The organism is Neobacillus niacini, assembly GCF_031457145.1.
GTDB classification, from domain to species: Bacteria; Bacillota; Bacilli; order Bacillales; family Cytobacillaceae; genus Neobacillus; species Neobacillus niacini_J.
On sequence record NZ_JAVDVZ010000006.1, the window covers coordinates 216,531 to 236,979 of the forward strand.

General features: G+C 37.4%; 21 protein-coding genes. 5 read left to right on the forward strand and 16 right to left on the reverse strand.

Annotation, left to right across the window (positions count from 1 at the left end; all coding sequences use genetic code 11):
• Positions 1 to 195 precede the first annotated feature (195 nt).
• The 7 genes from J2Y03_RS16530 to J2Y03_RS16560 form a co-directional block, all read right to left on the reverse strand.
• Positions 196 to 957: a hypothetical protein gene (locus J2Y03_RS16530; protein WP_310195856.1), complete on the reverse strand. Its 762-nt coding sequence runs from the start codon at positions 955 to 957 to the stop codon at positions 196 to 198.
• Between the two features lie 95 nt (positions 958 to 1,052).
• Positions 1,053 to 3,494 (reverse strand): DNA topoisomerase IV subunit A, encoded by a 2,442-nt coding sequence (gene parC, locus J2Y03_RS16535; RefSeq protein ID WP_310195858.1) that lies wholly within the window; start codon positions 3,492 to 3,494, stop codon positions 1,053 to 1,055.
• A complete protein-coding gene (gene parE, locus J2Y03_RS16540; RefSeq protein WP_310195859.1) occupies positions 3,491 to 5,473 on the reverse strand; it encodes a DNA topoisomerase IV subunit B in 1,983 nt (660 codons plus the stop codon). The genes parC and parE overlap by 4 nt, the downstream gene beginning before the upstream one ends.
• Before the next feature lie 276 nt (positions 5,474 to 5,749).
• On the reverse strand, positions 5,750 to 6,163 hold the full coding sequence (locus J2Y03_RS16545) for a CoA-binding protein (protein ID WP_310195860.1): 414 nt from the start codon (positions 6,161 to 6,163) through the stop codon (positions 5,750 to 5,752).
• A 110-nt stretch (positions 6,164 to 6,273) separates the two neighbouring features.
• Positions 6,274 to 7,116, reverse strand: a complete 843-nt coding sequence (locus J2Y03_RS16550; protein WP_310195862.1) for a sensor histidine kinase — start codon at positions 7,114 to 7,116, stop codon at positions 6,274 to 6,276.
• Between the two features lie 101 nt (positions 7,117 to 7,217).
• Entirely contained in the window at positions 7,218 to 8,507 is a 1,290-nt protein-coding gene (locus tag J2Y03_RS16555; protein ID WP_310195864.1) for a diguanylate cyclase, read from the reverse strand.
• 252 nt (positions 8,508 to 8,759) lie between these two features.
• On the reverse strand, positions 8,760 to 10,499 hold the full coding sequence (locus tag J2Y03_RS16560; RefSeq protein ID WP_310195865.1) for a glycosyl hydrolase family 18 protein: 1,740 nt from the start codon (positions 10,497 to 10,499) through the stop codon (positions 8,760 to 8,762).
• A gap of 157 nt (positions 10,500 to 10,656) precedes the next feature.
• Between J2Y03_RS16560 and plsY the strand changes: the two genes are divergently transcribed.
• The 5 genes from plsY (at position 10,657) to J2Y03_RS16585 (ending at position 14,331) form a co-directional block, all read left to right on the forward strand.
• Entirely contained in the window at positions 10,657 to 11,241 is a 585-nt protein-coding gene (plsY, locus tag J2Y03_RS16565) for a glycerol-3-phosphate 1-O-acyltransferase PlsY (RefSeq protein WP_310195866.1), read from the forward strand.
• Positions 11,242 to 11,352: 111 nt separating this feature from the next.
• The gene (locus J2Y03_RS16570) at positions 11,353 to 11,529 is read left to right on the forward strand and encodes a hypothetical protein (RefSeq protein ID WP_310195868.1); all 177 of its coding nucleotides are present in this window, start codon (positions 11,353 to 11,355) and stop codon (positions 11,527 to 11,529) included.
• Positions 11,530 to 11,992: 463 nt separating this feature from the next.
• On the forward strand, positions 11,993 to 13,144 hold the full coding sequence (locus J2Y03_RS16575) for a CapA family protein (protein WP_310195869.1): 1,152 nt from the start codon (positions 11,993 to 11,995) through the stop codon (positions 13,142 to 13,144).
• A gap of 42 nt (positions 13,145 to 13,186) precedes the next feature.
• A complete protein-coding gene (locus J2Y03_RS16580; RefSeq protein WP_310195871.1) occupies positions 13,187 to 13,957 on the forward strand; it encodes a CPBP family intramembrane glutamic endopeptidase in 771 nt (256 codons plus the stop codon).
• Between the two features lie 80 nt (positions 13,958 to 14,037).
• Complete coding sequence (locus J2Y03_RS16585) at positions 14,038 to 14,331, forward strand: HesB/YadR/YfhF family protein (RefSeq protein WP_310195872.1); 294 nt, start codon at positions 14,038 to 14,040, stop codon at positions 14,329 to 14,331.
• A 49-nt stretch (positions 14,332 to 14,380) separates the two neighbouring features.
• Here J2Y03_RS16585 and J2Y03_RS16590 read toward each other — a convergent pair whose 3' ends face one another.
• The 9 genes from J2Y03_RS16590 to J2Y03_RS16630 form a co-directional block, all read right to left on the reverse strand.
• Positions 14,381 to 15,289 carry a Gfo/Idh/MocA family protein gene (locus J2Y03_RS16590; RefSeq protein WP_310195874.1) on the reverse strand — a complete coding sequence of 303 codons (909 nt, stop codon included), beginning with the start codon at positions 15,287 to 15,289 and terminating at the stop codon, positions 14,381 to 14,383.
• A 21-nt stretch (positions 15,290 to 15,310) separates the two neighbouring features.
• Positions 15,311 to 15,601, reverse strand: coding sequence for a hypothetical protein (locus J2Y03_RS16595; protein ID WP_310195876.1), 291 nt, complete (start codon positions 15,599 to 15,601; stop codon positions 15,311 to 15,313).
• Between the two features lie 27 nt (positions 15,602 to 15,628).
• Positions 15,629 to 16,057 (reverse strand): acyl-CoA thioesterase, encoded by a 429-nt coding sequence (locus tag J2Y03_RS16600; RefSeq protein ID WP_310195879.1) that lies wholly within the window; start codon positions 16,055 to 16,057, stop codon positions 15,629 to 15,631.
• A gap of 29 nt (positions 16,058 to 16,086) precedes the next feature.
• Entirely contained in the window at positions 16,087 to 18,426 is a 2,340-nt protein-coding gene (locus J2Y03_RS16605) for an AAA family ATPase (RefSeq protein ID WP_310195881.1), read from the reverse strand.
• Positions 18,427 to 18,536: 110 nt separating this feature from the next.
• Positions 18,537 to 18,752, reverse strand: coding sequence for a small acid-soluble spore protein Tlp (tlp, locus tag J2Y03_RS16610; protein WP_307301208.1), 216 nt, complete (start codon positions 18,750 to 18,752; stop codon positions 18,537 to 18,539).
• Positions 18,753 to 18,891: 139 nt separating this feature from the next.
• A complete protein-coding gene (locus J2Y03_RS16615; protein WP_132086598.1) occupies positions 18,892 to 19,038 on the reverse strand; it encodes an acid-soluble spore protein N in 147 nt (48 codons plus the stop codon).
• Between the two features lie 67 nt (positions 19,039 to 19,105).
• The gene (locus J2Y03_RS16620; RefSeq protein ID WP_034672833.1) at positions 19,106 to 19,237 is read right to left on the reverse strand and encodes an FbpB family small basic protein; all 132 of its coding nucleotides are present in this window, start codon (positions 19,235 to 19,237) and stop codon (positions 19,106 to 19,108) included.
• Positions 19,238 to 19,391: 154 nt separating this feature from the next.
• Complete coding sequence (locus tag J2Y03_RS16625) at positions 19,392 to 19,925, reverse strand: redoxin domain-containing protein (RefSeq protein WP_132086596.1); 534 nt, start codon at positions 19,923 to 19,925, stop codon at positions 19,392 to 19,394.
• Between the two features lie 156 nt (positions 19,926 to 20,081).
• The gene (locus tag J2Y03_RS16630) at positions 20,082 to 20,447 is read right to left on the reverse strand and encodes a DnaJ family domain-containing protein (protein WP_310195885.1); all 366 of its coding nucleotides are present in this window, start codon (positions 20,445 to 20,447) and stop codon (positions 20,082 to 20,084) included.
• Positions 20,448 to 20,449 lie beyond the last annotated feature (2 nt).

The following is a 20,449-nucleotide window of genomic DNA, read 5'->3' on the forward strand; positions in this document are numbered from 1 at the left end:
CTTAAGTATACTTTTGATTTGAGACAGAATTCGTTTTTCAGACTTTAATCTACTATAAATACATTATGTAAACTAGATGATTATAAACAAATCAACTCTACTCACCAATCGTTACAAAGAAAAAACACAGGTTTCCCCGTGTTTTTGTGTATGATTCACAACGCTATCGAATTTGTTTTCCCCCCCTACCCTTCTCTACTTACTTTGTATGTTAGTATGAACGCTTGCGCTATTTAGATTCCATTTACCTCCACCAAAATTCCAAGATGACTCCACAAAAGCAATGGTATCAGCATTGGCAATTCCAGTGATCCTTTGTGCCCCTTTTAAGATAAACTCACCGCTTTTTAATTTAACTGGTTTAAGTGAGTGAAACGAATTCACCGTTAATTCCATTGGTTCATTTAACTTCCCTTTATAGTATAATCCTAATTTTTTGTAATATTTTTTTCGGTCGTTTAAATCAAATAAATAACTATTACCTGTAAGATCTATCTTTATCCTCGCTTTATATCCATCTTCAAATTGACTGTCTATTTCTAATGGGTCAGGAACTGCTAACTCTTTGCTGATAAAATCCTTAAACGAATATAAATAATTGAGCGTGATCCCTCCACTTCCCCCTGTGAATACATTTGCAAATAAATCCTTTACTCCGTCTTTGTTTAAATCAACCAATTTCAGAGAAGCCTTGGAACCGCTTTCCAGAGGCATTGTGTACTGTTTATCATCATCTGTGGAAATATTAATATAAATATCTTTCAAATAATCGTCTTCACCATCATAAAGAACGCCTTTTAACTGGATACTCTCGTTGATACCATCTCCAGTGACATCACTTTCTTGTTTGGAAATTGTGACAGTTTTGGCTTTTTCTTCGAAAGCATGAACCCCCGTTATAGCCGTAACAGACATGAGAAAAAATGCAGAAGCAACTAGTAGTAATTCTTTTTTCATCCTTTTCCCCTCCAAAATCTGATACATGTAGTATGCACCAATTTTGGCAAAAACATGAAAAAGACTCCCAACATTTTAGGGAGTCTTAAACGATATTATGATTCATCAGATTTAGCTGGACCTTCTACCATCCAAATATTCGTTACTTTACCATTTACCTCTTCGTCTAGAACGAAGGAGCCGTTCGAATAACGGTCATTTAATCGAATATCTGCTGTTACTAATGTTTCCGTCTGTCCTTTTTCACTTTGAATAACTACAAGATCTTCGTCATGTGCTAGAACAAAACCAACGATACGATGTGGATTTGCTTTAAGCTCTCGTAAAATAACAACTCCACGCTTAGCACGTGTTGCTTTTTCAAATTCTTTTAGTTTCATCCGCTTGACGGAACCGCGTTGAGTGGCTATCACAACAGTTTCTTTACTATCTGGAGCAATAATCTTTCCACCGACAACAACATCGCCGTCTTTTAAATTGATCCCTTTTACCCCGGCTGCACGAACACCGACAATGCTTATTTCTTCTTCATGGAACCATAATGCATAGCCGTAATTCGAGATTAGGAATAGCTCTTTTGTACCATCGGTTAAATGAACATCAATAACCTGATCATCTTCCTTCAGATTAACACCAACTAATGGCTTCGAATAACGTTGTGCTTTGTATTGCTTTAGGTCTGTTTTCTTAACCATCCCATTTTTCGTTACAAAAATTAGATAGGCATCTTGTTCAAAATCTTTCACTGGAATGACCTTAATAATTTCCTCATTGAATTCAATTGGAATGATATTCGCGACATGTTGTCCGAGATCTTTCCAGCGGATATCCGGCAGCTCATGAACAGGACAGAATAAGTAATTCCCTTTATTGGTAAACAAGAGAAGGACATCCTTCGTATTCATATCTAACTTCGCTAGCAAACGATCTGACTCCTTCATTGCAAGATCTTGACCATTGGAAGCGGCAAAGGAACGCTGGCTTGTCCGTTTGACATACCCTTCTTTTGTAACTGTTACAATGACATCTTCATTTGGAACGGTTACATCAAGATTAATTTTCAGTTCCTCAATCTCAGCCTCAATTTTTGAGCGACGCGCATCAGCAAACCGTTTTTTTACATCTTTTAATTCTTTTTTTATAGTAGAAATTAGCTTCTTTTCACTTAATAAAATGGAAGTCCACTCTTCTATTTTTGAAGATAATTCTTCTGCTTCATTCTGTAGAGCAGTGATATCTGTATTGGTTAAGCGATAGAGCTGTAAGGAAACAATCGCTTCTGCTTGGGCTTCGGTAAACGCAAATTTTGCAATTAAATTGTCCTTTGCATCGCGTTTATCTTTGGAGGCACGGATGGTGGTAATAACTTCATCTAATATTGATAGTGCCTTCATTAACCCTTCAACAATATGCTGACGTTCCTTCGCTTTGTTTAGCTCATATTGCGTTCTTCTGATAATAACTTCCTTTTGATGTCCAATATACGCATCAAGTAATTCACGAATTCCTAATAATTTAGGTCGTTTTTGACTAATTGCAACCATATTAAAGTTATAGGTTACTTGTAAATCACTATTTTTATATAGGTAATTTAGGACCCCATGTGCATCGGCATCTTTCTTTAATTCTATAACAATTCTTAGTCCTGTTCTGTCAGTTTCATCGCGGACCTCTGACATTCCTTCTATTTTTCGGTCAAAGCGGAATTCATCGATTTTTTTAACAAGATTTGCTTTATTGATTTCGTAGGGGATTTCCGTTACGACAATCTGCTGTTTGCCTCCACGGACTTCCTCTATTTCTGCTTTACTGCGAACAATGATTTTCCCTTTACCAGTTTCATAGGCCTTTTTAATCCCATCTATTCCTTGGATAATACCCCCAGTAGGAAAATCTGGCCCCTTTATAACGGTCATGATATCATCAACCGATGAGTCAGGGTGGTCCATTCTCAGGATAACACCATCGATAACCTCACCAAGATGGTGTGGCGGAATATCCGTTGCATACCCTGCTGATATCCCGGTTGAGCCGTTTACAAGTAAGTTAGGGAACATCGATGGTAAAACGGTGGGTTCCTTTGCTGTATCATCGAAGTTAGGAATAAAATCTACTGTTTGTTTTTCAATATCACGGAGTAATTCAGCGGAGATGGCCGATAATCGTGCTTCCGTATAACGCATCGCTGCGGGAGGATCTCCATCGACACTTCCGTTGTTTCCATGCATTTGTATCAGGACATTTCTGACCTTCCAGTCCTGACTCATCCGCACCATCGCTTCATATACAGAGGAATCGCCATGCGGGTGATAGTTACCAATTACATTACCAACCGTTTTTGCCGCTTTTCTGAAACCTTTCTCAAAGGTATTACCCTCAACATGCATCGCATAGAGGATTCTTCGTTGTACTGGTTTTAATCCGTCCCTTGCATCTGGAAGGGCACGTTCTTGAATAATATACTTACTATATCTTCCAAAACGATCGCCGATTACATCCTCTAGAGGTAAGTCACGGAATTTCTCATTTGTGCTCATTCTTCAGATACCTCCCCGGCAATCGTAATATTTTCATTTTCTAGGATGGTGTCATCTTCCTCTAAACCAAACGCTACATTGCTTTCAATCCATTTTCTGCGCGGTTCAACTTTATCACCCATTAAGGTGGTAATCCGTCGTTCAGCTCTTGCTGCGTCATCTATTTTAACACGAATTAATGTTCGTGTTTCTGGATTCATCGTAGTATCCCATAGCTGGTCTGCATTCATCTCACCAAGACCTTTATACCGTTGAATAATATAGCCTCTACCGATCTTATTAATGGCCCCCTGCAGTTCATCATCACTCCAGGCATACTCAATGATTTCCTTTTTACCAGAACCCTTACTAACTTTATATAAAGGCGGCAATGCGATAAACACTTTACCAGCCTCAATAAGCGGCTTCATATAACGAAAGAAAAACGTTAAAAGTAACACTTGAATATGTGCTCCGTCTGTATCGGCATCAGTCATAATAATAACTTTATCGTAATTGACGTCTTCCACATTAAAATCAGAACCGACTCCAGCCCCAATGGTATGAATAATCGTATTGATTTCTTCATTCTTAAAAATATCAGCTAGCTTCGCTTTTTCAGTATTAATAACCTTACCACGCAACGGAAGGACTGCCTGAAAACGTCGGTCACGTCCTTGTTTTGCAGAACCTCCTGCAGAGTCACCCTCAACCAAATAAATCTCATTCCTTTGCGGATTTCTCGATTGTGCAGGTGTAAGCTTTCCGGAAAGAAGAGCATCTGAGCGCTTTCGTTTTTTACCGCTTCTTGCGTCCTCACGTGCTTTCCGAGCTGCTTCTCGAGCCTGATAAGCTTTAATGGATTTTTTAATCAATAGCGAGCTAATATTAGGGTTCTCTTCAAGAAAGTAGGTCAGATGTTCAGAAACGACCGCGTCAACCGCCGATCTTGCTTCACTCGTTCCTAATTTCCCCTTTGTTTGACCTTCAAACTGCAATAAATCCTCTGGTATCCGTACCGAGATAATCGCAGTTAAGCCCTCACGGATATCGGCCCCTTCAAGATTCTTTTCCTTTTCTTTTAAAAGGGAAACCTTACGTGCGTATTCATTGAAAACACGAGTCATCGCTGTTCTTGACCCAACTTCATGCGTTCCGCCATCTCTCGTACGGACATTGTTTACAAACGAAAGCATGCTTTCTGAATAGCCATCATTAAATTGGAACGCGAATTCAACTTCAATCCCATTCTGGCTTCCTTCAAAGCTGACGACCGGATGAAGGACTTCTTTATCCTCATTTAGGTACGAAACAAAGGCTTCAATCCCGTTTTCATAGTGAAAAACCTCATGAATATTATTACGGTCATCGATGATTTCAATCTTTAATCCTTTTAAAAGGAACGCAGATTCTCTTAACCTCTCACATAATGTCTCAAAATTATATGTGGTGGTGTTAGAAAAGATGGTTGGATCTGGTTTAAAGTGAATGGTTGTACCCGTTTGATTGGTTTTGCCAATCTTCTCTAATGTGGTAGCCGGCTTACCCCCGTTTTCAAAGCGTTGTTCATAAACAAAGCCATCTCTTTTTATTGTTACCGTTAACCATTCAGATAAAGCATTAACGACGGAGGCACCAACACCATGTAAACCACCGCTGGTTTTATAACCGCCTTGACCAAATTTACCCCCGGCATGGAGGACAGTTAAAATGACTTCAGGAGTTGGTTTCCCCGTTTTATGCATGCCAGTCGGCATTCCTCGTCCTTTATCCATAACGCTTATCGAATTATCTTTGTGGATTTTAACAATGATTTGGTTTCCAAATCCGCCTAGAGCCTCATCGACAGAGTTGTCTACAATCTCAAATACAAGATGGTGTAATCCGCGTGTATCAGTGCTCCCGATGTACATTCCTGGTCGCTTTCTGACGGCCTCCAGTCCCTCTAGTACCTGTATGGCATCATCATTATATTCAAAAGCTTTCTGATTACTTGCCACTAAAATACCCCTTTCATTCCCTACAAAAAGAAAAAACACCTTCTGTTTGCTATCTTATAAGTATATTAATCATTCGTGTAAAAGTTATTTCCTATATTTAGAACGAATGTTTGCCGCTTTAATTGTACCACATGTTTGCGGCATCTATGCTTTATTTTAGCGATTTATTTCGATTTGGCAAATGCCTAATTTGAAACAACAAACTTTTGTAACACTATTTTTAGTAAAAAAATGAAAAAAAACTGCCAACAATTAGCAGCTTTTTTCACTATATTATTATTTTGTTAAAGCGTGAGCAACTTTTATACAAAGGTCCATAATAACAGTATATCCTTTGTCCTTCAAAAACGTATATGCTTCCTCATTTACTAAGCCCTGCTGTGCCCAAAAAACATCCGCATCGATTTCATCAAATTCTTTCGCCACATCAAATAATTGCTCAGAACGACGGAAAACATTGACGATATCAATATGACCCTTGATATCCTTTAGCGAGGCAACTGCTTTCACACCAAGTACTTCATCAACCGCTGGATTAACGGGAATGATTTCATATCCAGCTTTTTGCATAACCTCTGAAACCATATAAGAGGTTCTGTCTGGTTTGTCACTTAAACCGACAACAGCGATACGTTTAGATTTTTTTAAAATAGCTCCAATTTCTTCTAAAGATGGATTTTCAACTGCCATGAAATAACACTTCCTTTATTTCCTTATTTTACTACTTTCTTTAACTATATCATAATCGAATGGTTTTCAAAAAAATATAGCTCCCAGAGGTCGGAAGCTTTTTTGATGGGTTAAACACTTATGAGTGAAGTTTGGTTTTCTAAAACAACTTTAGGAACAGAAAGAGTGAATCGTGCACCATGGTCAGTATTTTCAACCTGAACACGACCATTCATATTCTCTATAATCATTTTGGTCAAATATAGTCCAATACCCGTCCCGTGCCGCTTCGTTGTGAAATATGGGTCAAACACTTTTGATAGTAATGCAGGTTCAATGCCGCCACCATTATCAGTAACCTCCACAATGACAAAACTACCTTTTGTGCAAATCAAAATATCAAGCCTTCGATTTTTAACTTCGTTGGTAACAAATGCGTCTTTTGCATTCATTAAGATATTTAGCACCACTTGACTGTATTCATTGGGATATCCAAATGCCATAGGTTGTCCCCGATAGTTAAAATTTACATGGATATGATGATCCTTCAGATTGGAGGAAAAAATCGAAAGTGCATCTTCAACCGAATCGGCAACAGAAAAGGCACATTTCTCTATATTTGGTTGATAAAATTTCCGGTAATCATGGATTGTTCGTGACATATGATGAATTTGACTCATACTCTCTTTTGTAAAAGTATAAATATATTGTTCATTTATTTCCCCAAATTGGAGAGCTTCTTGTACATCTTGAATTAAGAGTGATAAATGATTAAGCGGCTGCCGCCATTGGTGGCCAATGCTGTCAATCAATTCACCCTTAGCTGCAAGCCAAGAATGCTGTATAAGGAAAAGATCCTTTTGTCTATTTTTCTCTACTTCTTCATTCACTCTATCCTCTAAGGAATTGATTACTCCCTCATATTTTTCTGCCAACTCTCGGTAGCTTGCTTCACTTTCCTTAAGTTTTTTCATGAGCTTTTTCCCCTTAAACATATATCTTAAAATAAAAAGAATAAGCATACTAATAACTAAGATGATCCATAAATTAACATCTACCACGATTGACCACCTTCTTAACTGTTAAAAACTGTTACACAGTTTCTTCGATTTTGTTTAGATTTAGATAGTGCTTCTCTAGCCTCCGTCACAAGTTCTGTTTTCTTCTTACCTGCTGAAAATTCAGCTATACCAAAACTGCAGGTTACTGAACCAATTTGGGGGAAAGCAAAACTATCAATTATGGTACGGATGGATTCTGCCAGTACAACTGCTCCCCGACTATATGTTTCTGGTGTTAATAGTATAAGTTCATCCCCTCCCCAGCGGGCAAAAATATCACTCTCTCGTATTCTCTGTTGGACGATTGTGGAAATAGTACATAGGACTTCATCCCCTTTTTGATGTCCAAAACACTGATTTATATGATTAAAATGGTCGATGTCAAAGAGAATAATCGAAAAAGGGTGGTCATAGCGTTTAGAACGTCTTATTTCACACGATAAAATCTCCTCAAATCTTTGACGATTAATACTTTTGGTTAATGGGTCCATCATGGCTAATAAATCATTTTGCTTATTTTCTTCCTCTAAAACAGTGATTTCTGAACAAACAAACAAGGTTTGCTTCTCTCCTGGAAAGTGAGCTGCCTTCATGAAAAAAATTCCTTTGCTCTCTTTTTGTCCCCTCCATTTGACCTTTGCATATTTTCTTCCGTTATCAAGAAATTCGTCGATCCATTTTGCTCTATTCTTGGGATAAAAGTAATTCGGGCCTTCAACAAAGAATTCAGAAACCGTAATAGCTTTATGTAACCCCTGGCTTTTATCAAGGCCAGTAAAGGAGGAAAAAGCCAGATTAAATTCAACTATATCACCTTGTTCAACTACGAATAGTAAATTATCCTGTGTATCTAAAATTGCCTTAGTTAAATTGTTTTGTTTGGATAATTCTTTTTCTAGTTGAATCTGATGTACAGATTTATGAATGGCTAATAAAAACTTCTCAAAATCAATAGGTTTTAGAATGAAATGATTGACGTTATTTTCAATTGATTGGATAAAGATTTCATGATCATTATTTGCGGTCGTAACAATTATTTGCACTTTTTCATTGAGATTCCGAATTCTTTCAATCATTTCTAAACCGTTCATTTGGCTCATGTTTATATCCACGATGATGATATCAGGTTGAAGCTGCTTATATTGTTGAAAACCCTCTTCACCGTCAATCGCAACATGGACATCTGAAAACCGGCGATTAAGCACACGTAATAGTTTTTCACGTGAAAAAATTTCTTCTTCTACATATAAGACCTTCACATCCCGGTATGGATAAGGTTGATAGTGTGGTACAGTTGTGACCATGATTTTTCACCTCTTATATTTGTACTTAGAATATATAGCAAAAGGACCTGTAACACTCTCGAATTGGTCGGTTTTAATGAAAATTTAAGAATTAGTTAAATTATATTTCCAGTTACCAATGCTTTCAATCGACTTCAAAATGGTTTGAAAATTCTACATATATTTGTAATAAAATAGACTCAAATTGTTCTCAACTTAGACAGAATATGTAATTGAACGCTCAACATAAAAAAATAGACCAGCAATGCTGATCTATTTCTGTGATACTGCTTTATTAGGATCCATATTTATAGCGGTCCAAGCTGTCTGATCGCCGAATAGTCGGGACCATGAAGCAACTCCAGCTAGTTGGTAAGTAGTAGCAAGGTTGGCACGTTTATTTAATGAAAGTTCATCTTCAATCCATACCTTATACGCTGCCTGCTCTTCCTCAGAATAAAATTCAATGTAGTTTTGACCACTATCTTCATCATAAACTGGTTGTATACCTCTTTCAGCAATCCATTCTTTCATTTTAGCCATGGACAAGGCCTGAGAGGAAACCTCTATCGTTCCATCTTCCTTTTGCTGTTCTTTCCAAAGCCTTGTATATAAGGGAACCCCGAGTATGAGCTTCTCTTTTGGAACCTCTTTTAACAAGTTTTGTAGGTTCTTCTCTACCCATGGAAGACTCGAAACACTGCCAGCAACAGGGGATGAGCCTGAATGTTCATCATAAGCCATGATAATTAGATAATCCACAATCCCAGCAAGCTTATTTCTTTCGTAAAAAGAAGACCAATTATTGTTTTCACCTGCATAAAAGGTAATGTCCATCGAAACGACTAATCCTGCTTCATGTAAGTAGGGTGTTGCTTCCCTCATCAATTGAGTGACAAGCGAACCATGTTCCTGCTTTACATTTTCAATATCGAAGTTAATCCCTTGTAATTGATACATTTGACTGAAATGAAGCAATTGGACGATTATTTTTTGACGAGTTTCAAAGTCTTTTAACGCCTCATACGTCAGGACTGGGTCAAAAGAATTTGAAAATAACCCCCATACTTGAAACCCCTTAGACTGTGCCCATTTACTATAATCTAAGGATGCTAGGTTTTTTATGGATCCATCAATACCGGTCAAAGAGAACCAAGTTGGTGATACGACATTCACACCCATCATTTGTGGTATTTGGGTATGATCTGGATTTTTGGTATAAACGGCTTCCCAGGTCAATTGAATAGGTCCATTTATTTTTGGAACAGCTACTGTTTTGCTTTGCTGTGAAATCGAAATTGTTACCTCTTTGTTTTTCTTAACATATTTTTTGTTAATGTATCCACTCAGTCCATTCTCTTTTCTCACAAAATAAAAATCCTCTTCCTCCGCCTCAATCATTACGGATTCCTTTTTAGATATTTCTGCTGTGTAAGGTGCCTTTAAGGATGGCTCTGTTCTCAATCTCATTTTTTCTTGATGAACTTCTTCCACTGTTATTTCCCCTTGAAAATACCGGTCCCCGTTTTTTTGAATCCAAATGGCTCCTGTATCCTCTAAAATCTTATATTGAATGGGATAGTAGGTTAGCAGCGGGTCGATTGCTACAAATATTTGACCTTCTTTTGTAATTAACGGTGATACCTGCAGCTCCACTGGCTTTTGATTAACAAAGAACGTTAAGGAGTCTGTAGGCATTTGGATTACCTTTTCAGATGTTGTAATAATGATAGACTTGGACTTTTCATCAAAAATAATCGTGTCATCTATGTGTTCTTGCATAAATGAAAGTGGGAGGAAAATAGAATCCCCTTCAATCAGGGCATTTCCCTGCTGCAATCCTTCAAAAAGGATCGGATTTTTATCGGTAAAATAAGTAGCTCTTTCCTTAGAGGCAAACGGATATAATAAAAAAAGAATAGAAGACGCAATCATTAAAATTGCAATCATCAATCCTCCTAAAATCCATTTAGGTGATAATGATTTCTTTTTATGGTATTCAATTTGTGACATTTTTCTTCCTCCTCACCTCTATCGTACGGTATCAACCAAAAATTTTGAAGGAATTTTTTTAGCACTTTTAGAATTAGTTAAAAGCAGTGGTAGTGACTTTTCACCATTACATGGTAAAATAAAGGACATGCATTATTTATAGAAGGAGAAATCATTGATGGTTCAAATTATTATAGTCCTGATCTTAGCCTACTTGCTTGGCTCGATTCCATCAGGTTTAATCGTTGGAAAAGTTTTTTATAAAACAGACATACGTCAACATGGAAGTGGAAATTTAGGGGGAACGAATACATTTCGAACCTTAGGAGTCAAAGCTGGTTTAGCAGTAACACTTGCTGATATCCTAAAAGGGACATTAGCGGCTTCCTTACCTGTAATTTTCGGAATTGATATTAATCCATTACTTGCTGGAGTTTTTGCAGTTATCGGTCACACGTATCCCATTTTTGCTGGATTTAAAGGCGGTAAAGCAGTAGCGACATCTGGAGGCGTTTTATTGTTTTGTGCCCCGCTGATGTTCTTAACGGTATTTTTGGTCTTTTTCGCAAGTCTTTACTTTACCAAATATGTATCTTTATCATCGATGCTCGCTGGTATTTTTGCAGTGATTTATGCTTGCATTGAGGGGGATATCCCCCTACTGATTGCAGTAACACTTTTGGCTTCATTTGTCATTTATCGACATCGCGCTAATATTAGGCGAATTATGAATAAAACAGAACCAAAAATAAAATGGCTTTAAGGAATAGGATTCCTTTAAGCCATTTTTCATTAAACATTCATAATCCCAGTCATTTTCTTACCCTATTGTAAAGTAAAATAAAGGTATAGGAACACAATGGAGGGGATTACCATGTCTAACCTTAATCAAACTTATATTTTTTCAACAGAAGTCTCACCAGCAGAAGATCAAGAATTTGTTGTTGAATTTTATCAATGCTTAATAGATGACCAGCCTGAAACATTTCCAACCAAAGTTACCAAGAATTTTGACGAGCTAATTGACTTTTTTGAAAATATGGCAGACTAAATTATCATAAAAACGGAATTCCCGCTAAAGGAACTCCGTTTTTATATGTTGATTAATTTAAATGCAAATTCACCTTTTTCATTACTACTATAATCTAGCCTTGTATGGTTAAAGTGTACATAATCCTGTTCATGAATCAGGATCTTGACCTCTCCAAACTCAAATAGCTGATCCCCCGTAATTTTCCGCTCTTCCAGAGACAGATTTAGTTTTGGACCGCCTCAGCCTACACCCATGCTCAACCGGACTAATAGTTCTTCATCAGGCGTTTGCTTTTCTCTCTCGATTACTCCTGCTAATATACTGCAAGCACTCTCAGTTATTTTGAACATAACATAACACGTCCTTAAATTTTTTCAAAAAATGCGGGAAAAAGTCGAAAATTAGCACATAAATATATTATAGTATTGGTAGACTAGTTTAAACCATTTTGCCTCAAATCCAGATTGTTTAAGGAGAAAGTATGAAAAAGAAAGCAATTATTACGTCCATATTCATCATTACTGCATGTATTCTTCTTGCTTCGGTGCTCATCATTCAACAACATAATAATCAGACTGCAGCAGCAAAAGTACATCCTACAAAGGAGCATGCTTCGAGATATCAACCCGTGATGGCCAGGACATTGACTGAAAAATTGACCATTGGCGCTATCGGCGACATTCTGATTCATGATACCGTTTATCAGGATGCCTTTAATGGTACGCAGTACAATTTCAATCCTATCTTCGACAATGTTAAAAGCATATTAGAATCACCGGATGTCCTAACCGCGAACCAAGAAAGCATGCTAGGTGGAGCTGGCATTGGTGTTTCAAGTTATCCCACGTTTAATAGTCCTCACGAAGTCGCAGATGCACTCGTCAATACCGGGGTAGATATCGTTTCTCTGGCGAACAATCATACGTTAGACAAAGGAGAAAGAGGAATTCTTTCGGCAACAGATTATTTAAATAGTATCGGACTTCCTCATGTCGGAAGTTTTTTAAATCAAGAGGATCGTCAAAAGCTAAGAATCATTCATAAAAATGGCATTAAATTAGCCTTTCTATCGTATTCCTACGGTACAAATGGAATCCCAATTCCAGATGGAAAAGACTTCCTTGTTAATCTAATTAATCGTGATCTCATGAGTGACGAAATTGGGCGGGCTAAAAAAGAAGCTGATGTAGTAGTTATGAGTATTCATTGGGGAAATGAATATCAACGAATTCCGACAAGTGAGCAAAAAGACTTGGCTAACTTCCTTGCGAATGAAGGAGTAGACATAATCTTTGGTTCCCACCCACACGTACTGCAGCCAATGGAATGGATCCAAACTGAAGATGGGCGAAAGTCCTTTGTTATCTACTCATTAGGTAACTTTATTTCTGGACAAGTTAGGGACTATAAGGATATTGGCGGCATGGCAACAGTTGAAATAACCAAACATGTTACTGAAACAGGAAAGACGATTGAATTATCAAACCCAGCTTTTTATCCTACCTTTGTTTCTAGCCAAAGAAATAAAAATTATCGAGTAGTTCCACTACAAAATGCTGGTTCCTTTGGACTTCAAAATGCACCAGCTAAATATCAGGAAATTCAAGAACATATGACCCAGTGGCTCCGTTAATTCGGAGCCTTTTTATCGGTTATGCAGGAAGGATGTTTCAATATGAGACAAAATAATAATCAAGGTTTGTTTTTATCATTTTTGTTTATCGTCTTAATCTATCTTTTTACGAGAAGTTATTATAGTCCATTCTTTTTGATTCTGCTTGCCTTATTATTGTACCTTGCTTTCCTAAAGGAAGAGAATCGTCTCTTTGCATGGGTGATCATTTCTTTCTTTGGCGGAAATTTGATTCTCTTTTATTTTGATAAATTTATAGAAGGTTTTGACATAAATCCATTTCTAAGAGTCATCATAAATCAGCTTTTGTTCATTATTCCTATTCTTTCAATCTGCTATGTAATCAAACAGTTCAATAAAAAAATAAGTTTGTTTTTTAAAAAACCACAACTCAACAGAAAGATTCAAATAAATAAAACGTATTTTTATATCATGGTTTTACTCATTTCTGTAAGCATTGTTACAGTAATTATTACCCGCGATGTTAAAATGGATTTCCACCTTGTTCTCTCACTTTTCTTATTTGCGTTTATTCATGCCTTCCTTCAGGAAGTGATGTGGCGGGGGATTCTATTAGCACAGTTCATGATGATTACCAGTGAAACGGCTGCCATACTGTTTACAAGTGTTGCCTTTTCGTTAAACACAACTATATTTGGATTCTCTCCAGCAGTTTTTCTGTTAAATCTCTCACTTGGCTGCGCATTCGGCGTATTAACAACCAAATATAAAAGCATCCTGCCATCTATTATTGCACATGCACTAGTGTTAATTTTCTTTTTTTTAAATGGCTTCATTCAACTACCTATCTAAAGAATGTCAGGCAACATCATCGATATTTGTTCCGCCTATCATATATAATATCATCATAGGTATTTTGAAAGGAGAAACAGATGAATATCCAAATCAGCAGTGAAGCTGCAGCATGGTACAAACGCGAACTTAATCTAAAAACAGGTGATTTTGTCCGTTTCTATGTACGTTATGGCGGATGTAGTACCGTACAAAGCGGGTTTTCACTTGGCTTATCTAGTGAAGAACCCGTTGACATGGGAGTAAGTGCAACAGAAGATGGGATCACCTATTATATTGAAGAAAAAGATTTATGGTATTTCGATGACCATGATTTAATCATTGATTATCTAGCAAAATATGATGAGCCAATACTAGAATATAAAAAATCTTAACTATTAAAAGAAGCACACTTAAAGAACATCTTTAAGTGTGCTTCTTTAATTACCTGCCCACGAACTGTTGAACTATCCTCTCACATATTTCATGTGTTTGTAACGAATCTCTGGCAGTAACGGATGGAAAGCTGTCAGTACGGACGGCATTTATAAATTCAGCTATTATCTGTTCAAACCCTCTTTTAAATAAGGTAGAATCCCAATTGTTAAAGGGGTGTACGATTTCTTTTTGTTCACGATAAATAGTTAATTTATCTAGATCTAGGACAACTCTTTTCTCATTAGGTCCCATAACCTCTAACTTTTCTTCCACCGCCCCACTGTCTCTGTTCATAATCGCAATGCCTGTCATGCTGTTAGATATAAATTGAACAACTACATGGTAAAGAATGCCGTTCGTTACTTTTCCTTGAACGATTACATCTTGAATTTCACCTTGAAATAAAAAACGTACCGTATCTAAAACATGGATAAAATCATCAAAGACAAATGTACGAACATCACTTGGCAGTGCATGGCGATTTTTTTGCAAGAGTATCATATTCGGCTGATCAATTTCTGTCATCGCGCGATAAAATGGAGCAAACCGTCTATTAAAACCAGTCATTAAGATTAGACCTTTACGTTCAGCAAGTTCGACAAGCTCCTTGGTTGTTTCTAAATGATAGGTAATAGGCTTGTCTACATAGACATGGATACCATTCTCTAAGAGCTCTCTTACAATTTGCTCATGTGACCCCGTTGAAGAATGGACAAAAGCTCCTTTTATCCCGCTCTCGATGATTGAAGTAAGACTAGAATGGATATGTGGAAAGCGATATTGATTACTTATTTCCGTTAATACCGTAGTGCTGCGAGTGAAAATATGGAATTCCACGTCAGCTAACTTACTTACAACAGGCAGATAAGCTTTTTTCGCAATATCCCCTAGTCCGATGATCCCTAACTTTAACATGGTTTCATCTCTCCTTCACTTTCACCAAATATGATGATGCAGTCCTTCTTTATGTAGGATTTCTTTTTGTCTGTCCCCAATTAAATCAAAATGAGAATAGCCGTCACGCCGATGGTGAATCCATTCTTTTTTCAATCCATATTTATTTCCCCATTCAGCCAATTTGTCGAGGTTATGACAGCCAACCTTTGTGACGGTTTTACAACCGGGAAAGCGATCATCTAACCAGTAATGGGTTAAGAATGCAATTTCACCATTATCAATTTTTTGTTTCCACTCTTTTACTTCCTGTCTTTTAATCCCAAATGCCATTTGTGTCACCCCATAGCCATTGAAATGCTACTTCTTCTTTATTTCCTCATACCGTAAGAACCATTCCGGGAACGCCTTTTTGAAGGCGATTGGTCTAAAGTTGTCCTTTTTGACCACGATATGTGTCGATGAACCTTCTGCACATACTTCCTCGTCACCATTGATAATGGAATATCCATAAATGGTTTTAATCCCATCATTTTTTTCAATCCATGTCTTAACAAAGCCCTTATCACCATAACGTAAAGGTTTTTTATAGGTAGCTTGGATGTCATATACCGGTGCAAAATATCCTGCGTTCTCCATCTCTACATAGCTGTACCCAAGGTCCTCAATCAATCCGCTTCTCCCAAGCTCAAAATATTTCAAATAGTTAGCATGATAAATGACTCCCATCATGTCTGTATCTGCATATAATAGTTGAATTTCTCTTACCGAAATAAATTCTTTGTCCATCTGTACGGATTCCCCTTCCTTCTCTGATATTAAAGCGTCATTTTTTTAAGCGCTTTTTCTACATCTTCTCTTTCAATATGAATAGCTTTTTCTAATAAATCCTCTTCCCCTGCTTTTCCCATCAACCTCATGGCTTGCGCTTGAATCATCTCATCGGATAAATTTGTTGCGAATCTTCCATTACCTTTGTAGGTATTATTTTCAATACTTTGCTTCAATAATGCTTTCGCACCAGCACTTATTTGATATTGGAAGCCTCCTAAATATATCTCGATAATTGCAAGCAGCTCTACTGCAGAATATTCAGGGAATAGGAAGAACTTCTTAAAGCGCGAGCGCAGTCCAGGATTGCTTTCTAAAAGCTGGTCCATCTCCTTTGGGTAACCAGCCAGGACAACAACAAGATTCTCGTTATGTTTGGTCATCTCATCCACAAGGGTATCAACCACTTCCTTACCGAAATCACCAGCAGTTTGGCTTAAAAGCGAGTACGCCTCATCAATAAATAAAACTCCCCCAAGTGCTTCGCGGATCTTTTTCTTTGTTTTTCCTGCCGTTTGACCCACATATCCTGCTACAAAATCAGCCCTACTAGCCACGATTAAATGTCCTCTTTTTAACATACCGCATTCTCGCAGGAGCTCAGCGTATATCTTTGCCACTGTTGTTTTACCTGTGCCTGGATTTCCAGTAAAAACAGAATGGAGCTGAATCGGTACAGTTGGAAGTCCTTTTTCCTTTCTAAACTGTTGCATTTTCACGAAGGAAATCAGCGTCTCCAATTCACCCTTTAGTTCGGTCAATCCAATTAAGCGTTCCAATTTTTCAAAGGGTGATTCACGGCTTTCAGTCTTTTCTACTCCAAAGTCATCTTTATCTAAGATGGTGTAGGTGAGAATATCTTCATTTGAAGTGGGATGATCAGACCCTTTTTTAAAAATCGCATCTAAGACAATATTGCGAACAGATCTCGCGTTGCCAAATGTATCATCGACCCGTTCCTGATCTAGGCGATGGTTAATCTCTAACTCTGCTTCTTCGGTAAGGATATAATCGTTTTCAGAGGCGATACTTTTAGCAATTAATACTAATTCCTCATTTGAATAATTAGGTAAATGGATGAGATTGGATTGTGGAAACCTGCTCCTTAAACCTGGGTTGGCATCTAAAAATATACGCATTTCATCAGGATATCCTGCTAAAATAACAGCAAATTTGCCGCCGTATTCCTTTCCTGTCATAAGTGATACAAGGGTATCTACCGCCGTTTGACCATAATCATTGCCCGATTGACCTTCACGTTTTAAACTGTATGCTTCATCAATAAACAGAACACCGCCGATAGCTCTCTCGACGACCGCTCGCACGTTTTCCTCTGTTTGACCAACAAAGGCTCCTACCAATTGAGATCTGTCTGTTTCAATCACCTCAGGACGGGGCAGCACCTCGAGCTCGTGATATAATTTGGCTAATAGACGGGCAATCGTTGTTTTACCTGTTCCGGGATTCCCTGTCAGAACCATATTAAGACTTAGTGCGTCTTTAATTTGGAATCCAAGTTCTTTCCGTTCCTTCTGATATTTTAAAAATTGATAAAAATCATTGACTCGCTTTCTAACTACATTCATTCCAATCATTTCATTTAATTGGTCTAGTGCTTTTTCTGATGGCTGTTCAAATTCTTCTTCGACCTCAAACAACTTCTGCCAGTCTTTCTTTATTTCTTCAAGGCTGGTCATGTGTAGTTTTATGTCATCATAATAGGTGGCAGTGTGGAATACACCCTTTATTGATTCCTCATACTCCTCAGCAGCTTTTAGCAGGTTCCCGCTTATCTCAATAGTAGTAGTCAGCAAATCAGAGAGCTTTTTATATTGATCAAAAAGCGGTTCGTTTCCTAAGGCCTCAGCAAGATTCATTTTTTCGGTTAAATCCTCTTGATGATCATCTGCTTCAGATAAGAAATTTTGACAAATTTGTATGTATTGTTCAGCAATCTTTTTCTTTGCTGTGCGATTATCTGTTTCCCGAATTGAGGGGAAAGATAGAATATCTAGGATATCTTTTTTCTTTTTCCAATCATATTGAATAAAATAAATCTTGGCCTTCCTATTATCAGGATTTAATTCCAGTGCTTTTGTTAGCCAAGCTTGAGCTAATGAATCTTGGTTTTTACGATTTAGACGCGAAAGTGCAGCCACTGTTAACATACTCGATAATGTAATCGGATTGTTTTGGTGGCGAATAGCAGTTAAAAGCTCATTTTCGGCGGTTATAAACCCTTTTTCATCGAGTTCTGTTTCCCACTGTGTTAATCGTTCATTACTGTTTATATGCTGATTAGTTTGTTGTTGTATCAATAGGATCACTTCTTCTTCAAAATTTCCCCTTTATCTTACCACAACCTGTCCACTGATACGAAATTCAAAGGGTTGAAAGAAAAAAGGACCTGTATGTATGACAGGTCCCGATAGTTGTTTTAGACTTCGTCCTTAATTTCTGCACGATAAGATTCAATGCTTTCACGGCGTCTTTCATTTTTAGCTTTAATCTGCTGGCGCTGTGTTTCGCTATCTGTAAATGCAAGTGATTCTTCTGCTGCTTCAATGTTTTCAATTGTATCATGAATCATAGATTGCAGCTTTTCTGCGTTATCACTTCGATCATCTGGTTTCGGCTTGTTATTGTAGGTCATTAAGATTCCTCCTCGGGTGGTATCATCGTACAGATATAGTTTGTATCGAAGCAAAAAAAATATCACAGAAAAATTTTGCTAATCAGAAGGCATAAAAAAGACCCGCAAGCCATTGCCTGACGAGTCTTTATCCATTTTATTATTCGCCTTTTGTTTGCATGACTTGAGCATGCTTACCTGATGTATCTTGGAATTTTTTTCCCTTATTGCCGCCGTATTTCTGTGATGTTTTATTTCCAAGCTCATCAGGGTTAAAGTTCTGCTGTCCTCTTTTTGGATTACTCATGTAATATCCCTCCTCCTTAACATTTTGTCCATTTTAAAGAGGGAACATGATTGGTAATCTATGTGAATTACTCAGCTTTTCCTAAACGCTTTTCTTCTAGGCGCATTTCAATCTTTTCCATCGCAGCTCTATCTTTCAAAAGTTGACTTTTATTCTCGGACACAAGTTCTGCAAAGGAACGTTTTCTAGGCTTTCTCATATATATCACCTTCCTTATATCCTATTCTAACAGTTATCATGCCCGGAAACGGTTGCAATTATTACAACTTTTTGAAAATTAAAAAGAAAAGTCGCATTAAAGCTTTAAAGCGTCACCTTGTAAAGAAATAAGACATTGGAATTAATCCAATGTCTTATTTCAGTTCATTCGTATATTGTTTCATCGTATCGTGATTCATTGCACCGATATATTTGTTTCCGATATTTCCCTTCGTATCGATAAAATACGTTGTCGGAATGGATAGGACTTGGTACATTTCATTGACTGTATCTTCTGCGTCTAATGGTATAGGAAAAGTAATTTTATTTTCATCCACAAAAGCTTGGACATCTAAATGTGGGTCAATGTTAACGGCTAAAATAACTACCTCATCGCCTGCTTCTTTATGAAATTGCTCCATTGCAGGCATTTCAGCTTTACATGGTGGACACCAGGTTGCCCAGAAATTAAGCATTACTTTTTTTCCTTTTAAATCGGATAATTTAACGGTCTCGCCCGTTAAAGTTTTAAGTTCAAAATCAGGTGCCTTAGCCCCGACTTTTAAACCACCCATATTTGCAGCTTCTTGACTAAGATTATCGGGTTCAGACTTTTTATCCATAGCCTGCACAATCGCAACTCCAAGTAGCGCAATTAACACTACAATCGCAATTACTTTTTTTACCATACCCCGAACCCCCTTGTTCTTTATGCTAGTTTGATTTTACACTATAAACTTAGTTGAAATAAAGGTTGCATGTGCCAAATGTGTGACAATATCAAGTACAGTTTAGAGAAATTATTGTGGAAAAGCAAATTATTTCATTTCGTTTACACAATCCACTTATTTTAATTTGTTATAAATTTTATCTGCATAACTACCAAAACGAGAATTGGTGGCAGTTCCTCTTTTTTCAAGTAATCGCTCGAGTTCCACCCTTTTTTTCGTTAATTTAGCTTGCAGACGCTTTTTATCTTCTTCCTCTGAAATACCCTCTAAGAGTTCTTCTATTCTAAAAATTTCATTTGTTACATCCTCTGGTGAATATCCCGCATTTTTTAACACTCGATACGCCATTTTCCATTCATCAGACATTCCGGGAAAGTCATCTTTTAATTCCAGCGGCTGTCCCATTCCTGGGAGATTTTCGAGATCATTCTTTTTTATTGCTTCCTTAATTTTATCTTCAGCGATTTTTGAAAAATCCATTT

What these genes read in the sequence shown, in the direction of transcription:
- J2Y03_RS16530 (WP_310195856.1), bottom strand. Translation starts at nt 957, where the DNA reads ATGAAAAAAGAATTACTACTAGTTGCTTCTGCATTTTTTCTCATGTCT.
- parC (WP_310195858.1), bottom strand. Translation starts at nt 3,494, where the DNA reads ATGAGCACAAATGAGAAATTCCGTGACTTACCTCTAGAGGATGTAATC.
- J2Y03_RS16545 (WP_310195860.1), bottom strand. Translation starts at nt 6,163, where the DNA reads ATGGCAGTTGAAAATCCATCTTTAGAAGAAATTGGAGCTATTTTAAAA.
- J2Y03_RS16550 (WP_310195862.1), bottom strand. Translation starts at nt 7,116, where the DNA reads ATGAAAAAACTTAAGGAAAGTGAAGCAAGCTACCGAGAGTTGGCAGAA.
- J2Y03_RS16555 (WP_310195864.1), bottom strand. Translation starts at nt 8,507, where the DNA reads ATGGTCACAACTGTACCACACTATCAACCTTATCCATACCGGGATGTG.
- J2Y03_RS16560 (WP_310195865.1), bottom strand. Translation starts at nt 10,499, where the DNA reads ATGTCACAAATTGAATACCATAAAAAGAAATCATTATCACCTAAATGG.
- plsY (WP_310195866.1), top strand. Translation starts at nt 10,657, where the DNA reads ATGGTTCAAATTATTATAGTCCTGATCTTAGCCTACTTGCTTGGCTCG.
- J2Y03_RS16570 (WP_310195868.1), top strand. Translation starts at nt 11,353, where the DNA reads ATGTCTAACCTTAATCAAACTTATATTTTTTCAACAGAAGTCTCACCA.
- J2Y03_RS16575 (WP_310195869.1), top strand. Translation starts at nt 11,993, where the DNA reads ATGAAAAAGAAAGCAATTATTACGTCCATATTCATCATTACTGCATGT.
- J2Y03_RS16580 (WP_310195871.1), top strand. Translation starts at nt 13,187, where the DNA reads ATGAGACAAAATAATAATCAAGGTTTGTTTTTATCATTTTTGTTTATC.
- J2Y03_RS16585 (WP_310195872.1), top strand. Translation starts at nt 14,038, where the DNA reads ATGAATATCCAAATCAGCAGTGAAGCTGCAGCATGGTACAAACGCGAA.
- J2Y03_RS16590 (WP_310195874.1), bottom strand. Translation starts at nt 15,289, where the DNA reads ATGTTAAAGTTAGGGATCATCGGACTAGGGGATATTGCGAAAAAAGCT.
- J2Y03_RS16595 (WP_310195876.1), bottom strand. Translation starts at nt 15,601, where the DNA reads ATGGCATTTGGGATTAAAAGACAGGAAGTAAAAGAGTGGAAACAAAAA.
- J2Y03_RS16600 (WP_310195879.1), bottom strand. Translation starts at nt 16,057, where the DNA reads ATGGACAAAGAATTTATTTCGGTAAGAGAAATTCAACTATTATATGCA.
- tlp (WP_307301208.1), bottom strand. Translation starts at nt 18,752, where the DNA reads ATGACCTACAATAACAAGCCGAAACCAGATGATCGAAGTGATAACGCA.
- J2Y03_RS16615 (WP_132086598.1), bottom strand. Translation starts at nt 19,038, where the DNA reads ATGAGTAATCCAAAAAGAGGACAGCAGAACTTTAACCCTGATGAGCTT.
- J2Y03_RS16620 (WP_034672833.1), bottom strand. Translation starts at nt 19,237, where the DNA reads ATGAGAAAGCCTAGAAAACGTTCCTTTGCAGAACTTGTGTCCGAGAAT.
- J2Y03_RS16625 (WP_132086596.1), bottom strand. Translation starts at nt 19,925, where the DNA reads ATGGTAAAAAAAGTAATTGCGATTGTAGTGTTAATTGCGCTACTTGGA.
- J2Y03_RS16630 (WP_310195885.1), bottom strand. Translation starts at nt 20,447, where the DNA reads ATGGATTTTTCAAAAATCGCTGAAGATAAAATTAAGGAAGCAATAAAA.